Source organism: Rhodopirellula maiorica SM1 (assembly GCF_000346295.1).
Classification (GTDB): Bacteria; Planctomycetota; Planctomycetia; order Pirellulales; family Pirellulaceae; genus Novipirellula; species Novipirellula maiorica.
This window is the reverse complement of record NZ_ANOG01000834.1, coordinates 1-3,799: the sequence shown is the minus strand read 5'-3', so window position 1 is coordinate 3,799 and position 3,799 is coordinate 1. Positions and strand designations below refer to the sequence as shown.

General features: G+C 53.3%; 4 protein-coding genes and 1 pseudogene. 2 read left to right on the top strand and 3 right to left on the bottom strand.

What is annotated here, in order from left to right; genetic code table 11:
* Together RMSM_RS43030 and RMSM_RS26940 are read left to right on the top strand one after the other, a co-directional pair.
* A pseudogene (locus RMSM_RS43030) lies at positions 1-214 on the top strand (heavy metal-responsive transcriptional regulator); the annotation flags it as partial.
* A 4-nt stretch (positions 215-218) separates the two neighbouring features.
* The gene (locus RMSM_RS26940) at positions 219-953 is read left to right on the top strand and encodes a heavy-metal-associated domain-containing protein (protein ID WP_040769546.1); all 735 of its coding nucleotides are present in this window, start codon (positions 219-221) and stop codon (positions 951-953) included.
* A 7-nt stretch (positions 954-960) separates the two neighbouring features.
* Here RMSM_RS26940 and RMSM_RS26935 read toward each other — a convergent pair whose 3' ends face one another.
* The 3 genes from RMSM_RS26935 to RMSM_RS26925 form a co-directional block, all read right to left on the bottom strand.
* On the bottom strand, positions 961-1,992 hold the full coding sequence (locus RMSM_RS26935; RefSeq protein ID WP_008704306.1) for a potassium channel family protein: 1,032 nt from the start codon (positions 1,990-1,992) through the stop codon (positions 961-963).
* Between the two features lies 1 nt (position 1,993).
* Positions 1,994-2,281 carry a metal-sensitive transcriptional regulator gene (locus RMSM_RS26930; protein WP_008704304.1) on the bottom strand — a complete coding sequence of 96 codons (288 nt, stop codon included), beginning with the start codon at positions 2,279-2,281 and terminating at the stop codon, positions 1,994-1,996.
* Positions 2,282-2,385: 104 nt separating this feature from the next.
* The gene (locus tag RMSM_RS26925) at positions 2,386-3,789 is read right to left on the bottom strand and encodes a copper oxidase (RefSeq protein ID WP_008704303.1); all 1,404 of its coding nucleotides are present in this window, start codon (positions 3,787-3,789) and stop codon (positions 2,386-2,388) included.
* Between the last annotated feature and the right edge of the window lie 10 nt (positions 3,790-3,799).

The window sequence follows — 3,799 nt, the reverse complement described above, 5'->3', positions numbered from 1 at the left end:
GTCCGAGCAGCCAGGAACTTACTCGCGTGAAGTAAAAGACAATGGCGGAAGCCAAGTTGGGGCGATCCAAAAAAAATTAGCGGATCTCAAACAGATGGAATCCACGCTATCTCAGCTTGTTCACGATTGCTCAGGTCGGGGCAAGGTCCCTGGTTGTCCAATCATTGAAGCAATCGTTAGTGAAACAAACACTTGTAATCACAACGGAACTTAAAATCATGAATACAACGTTTTCGACCTCGATGACTTGCGGGGGATGTCTCAGTAAAGTCACACCGTTTTTGGACAACGAACCAAGTGTCCGTCAATGGAAATCGGACTTAAGCGATCCAAGAAAATTGATTCACGTCGACTTGGCTCCCGAAGGCCGGCCCGAGCACATTGTTGACCTGATCGGGCAAGCGGGCTTCACGGCATCGGTGATTCCGCACGAGCCGGAAACCATATCCATTGCCGCGCCGGCTGCAAAGCCTGCGTTTAGCTTGGGGACTTACAAGCCGTTGTTCCTTGTCGTTAGCTATGTGATCGGTGCCACGGTATTGGTTGAATCGATTCACGCAAATTGGCAATGGACTCGTGCGATGAGTTACTTTATGGGATTCTTCTTTTTGGGGTTTGCTTTTTTTAAATTGCTGAACATCTCAAAATTTGCTGACGCCTTTTCGACGTACGATATTATCGCACGCCGGTCTCGTTCGTACGCGCTTGCGTATCCGTGGATCGAAGTGACGCTTGGATTGTTGTTTGTCACCGGGACTCAGTTGATGGTCGCGAACGTGGTGACCGCGGTGGTGATGAGCATCGGGTTGGTGGGAGTGATTGCGGCGGTCAGAAAGAAGCAAGCGATTCAGTGTGCTTGCTTGGGAACCGCATTTAATCTGCCGATGTCGGTGGTCACGATCATCGAAAACAGTGTGATGATCGCAATGGCACTCGCGATGTTAGCGATGTAAGTTGCCGCTAATCACCAGATCCGATTTCGAGCGAGCGTAGGTCATGAGACCACTCTTTGCAGGCCTCGGCGTACGCGGTGATGAACTTGGTTGGATCCGAGGGGCGTGCGTCGGGCGATGCGGATTGTAATTGCTCGCACAACCGCTCGGCAATCGACGTGTCGATCTCGTGATCCGATGTGGGATGGGCGATGAAATGTTCGCAGGTGTCTTCGAGCATCTGCCGACTTGCGTGCCACAAACGCTCTTCCGGCTCGCTGATCGAACTGGCATTGGGGCCACCCGTGGCTCGTAATGCCTTCAACAGCGAAGCGACTTCTAAGCAAAAACGCAACATCCGGCTCATCGAGTACCGTGGCTCACTGAAACGAAAATAGTGCAGTACCGAATAGAAGTGATGCGATTCAAGTAACTCGGCCATGTGCGAGGCAAGCGTGTACAGATCTTGATGGATCAGCGACGGGTCATCGCCAACGAGGTAAGGTTTCAAGTAAGCCAAAGTGTCGCTTGTTCGTTGGGTCCGATAGTCAATCTCGCAAGCGAATTGGTTGCGGCGAGCCAATCGGGAATAGATCGAAATCACGTAGGCCAATACCAGCGTAAAGAAACTAAACCCCAGTGCTGCGGCGGCCACGGTCAGCACCTGCATCGGCGAGTGTTTGGGCACCAAATCACCGATGCCCAGTGTGGTGATGGTAAAGCCAGCGTAGTACACGGCTGTCCAAAACGAAGTATCCACCGGTTTGCCGCTGCTGGTGATGATGCCGTCACCGAGTTCGGGCCACGCGATCAGACTGAGCCCGATCAAGAGCAACGTCCCCCAGCTGATCACATGAATCGTGATCAGAGCGGGACCACTAAAAACGACAAGACGACACTGCTTGAGCCATCGCGAATCAATCAAGTGGTAAAAGCCGCGATTGATCGCCGTCGTGACCGGGCCGACCACGGCGCGGGGGTGCAGGACCGCCATAAACGTTTCCCACATTCCTAGCAGAGTCAGCAGAATGCCGACGATGGTGCAGCCCCAGAATATCACGTCAATCGATGACCCCTGCGTATTTGCGGAACAGCTTGATCAGTTCTTCCAGCTTCTCGTCTCGATCTGCTGGGTCTCCGTTTTCGATGGCCTCGGTGACACACCGCTTCAAATGCTGCTCGAGTACGATTTGTCCCACTTTGCCTAACGCACCCGTCGCGGCGGATAACTGCATCAAAATATCGACGCAATACTGATCTTGATCAATCATCCGCTGGACCGCTTCGACTTGTCCCACGACACGCCGAAGGCGATTGGCTAACTTTTTCTTTTCTTCGTCATCAAGCATGGGAAATCAGTGTCTTACGCACGAAGCGAAGCCGGGGACATTTCGTTTGGGTAGAAGCCCATTGTACTCAGCCAAGCTCAATCCGGCAGTGGACACGATGCAATCTACATCTCCATGCCGTGCATCCCCATTTTTTTCCCGGATTGATAGGTCGATGGGTCACCAAAGCGTCGCACGATTTCCTCGAATATACTTCCTTTGGGGATCTCTTCATCGGTCTCCATCACCTTGTGATAGAGATCCTCCGGCAGCACTCGGAGTGCAGTCATTAGCCCCATGATCGACATCGGCCACATCGCTCGCATCCCTTGGACTTCGCGACGGCTCCAGATCGTTTTCATCATCGCATCGGACATATTCATGCTCTTCATTTCCTGCGGATATCCCGGGGTATCAAATCCAGGATCATCGCGAGTCGCATCGACGCGGGGGCGGTTGGAATAGTTCGCTAAATAGCGGTCGACCGAAACGCCTTTGCGAATCCGAGGACCAACTTGCCGAGTCATGTGATTCATCATGTGGTGAACCATATGACAGTGGAACATCCAGTCGCCTGGGTTGTTGGCGATGAATTCGAAATCCGACGCCTGAGCGATTCCAATCAATTCGGTATTACGAGGAATCCAGGCCGATTTGGGAATCCGAGCCCCTTCGTGCCCCGTCACCCAAAAGGTGTGTCCGTGCAAGTGAATGGGGTGGTGTTGCATCGGAGAGAAGTCGAGGATGCGAACACGGACTCGCTCGCCGTGTTTTACGACCAGCGGTGTGGTGTAGGGACCGCTGCGACCATTGATCGTGTGCCAATTCCAATCCATCCGCCAACTATCGGAAACGGTATGCGTCGGCTCAATAAAAAAGTTTTGAAAGATCAAGCCAAAGTCGCGATCCACCGGCGGGTCGAACACTTTACGAGGATGCACGATGAACCAACCGACGCTGCCAAACGCTTCTTGCATCGGGACGTGGGAATGATAAAAGAATGTCCCTTCCTCATGCACGTCGAACTCGTAGACAAATGATTTGCCCGGTTCGATCGGATTCTGAGTCAACGTTTCGCTGCCATCGTACTGGACTGGCAGCTCGAATCCGTGCCAGTGTGTTGTGGTGGCTTCGGGCAGTTCGTTGGTCACCACAATCCGCACCCGATCACCCTGGTTCACTTCGATCGTGGGGCCTGGCATGCTGCCGTTGTAGCCGTAGACATTCATCTTGTAGCCAGGCAAAAACTCTCGCTCGACCGCCATCGGCACCAAGTGAAATTCCTTTGCACCCCGCACCATTTTCCAAGGCAATTTAGCGAGATCCGGTGCGACGAACGGAGCCGGACCCGCCGCGGCACTGCGAAAGCCTGGCATCAATTTGCCTAGGTAATAATCCGAATCGGGATCGTTACCGCGACTGGGTTTGAAGCGAGAGAAACCGTCCATTTCCGCTTTGACGTCGGAGTCCGCAGGGACTTGGGGACGAGGTTTTTCCGAGTGACCGGCATGCCCATGGGGCATCGGCATCGGTTTCGTC

Coding starts and splice junctions, on each gene's coding strand:
- RMSM_RS26940 (WP_040769546.1), top strand. CDS start 219: ATGAATACAACGTTTTCGACCTCGATGACTTGCGGGGGATGTCTCAGT.
- RMSM_RS26930 (WP_008704304.1), bottom strand. CDS start 2,281: ATGCTTGATGACGAAGAAAAGAAAAAGTTAGCCAATCGCCTTCGGCGT.
- RMSM_RS26925 (WP_008704303.1), bottom strand. CDS start 3,789: ATGCCGATGCCCCATGGGCATGCCGGTCACTCGGAAAAACCTCGTCCC.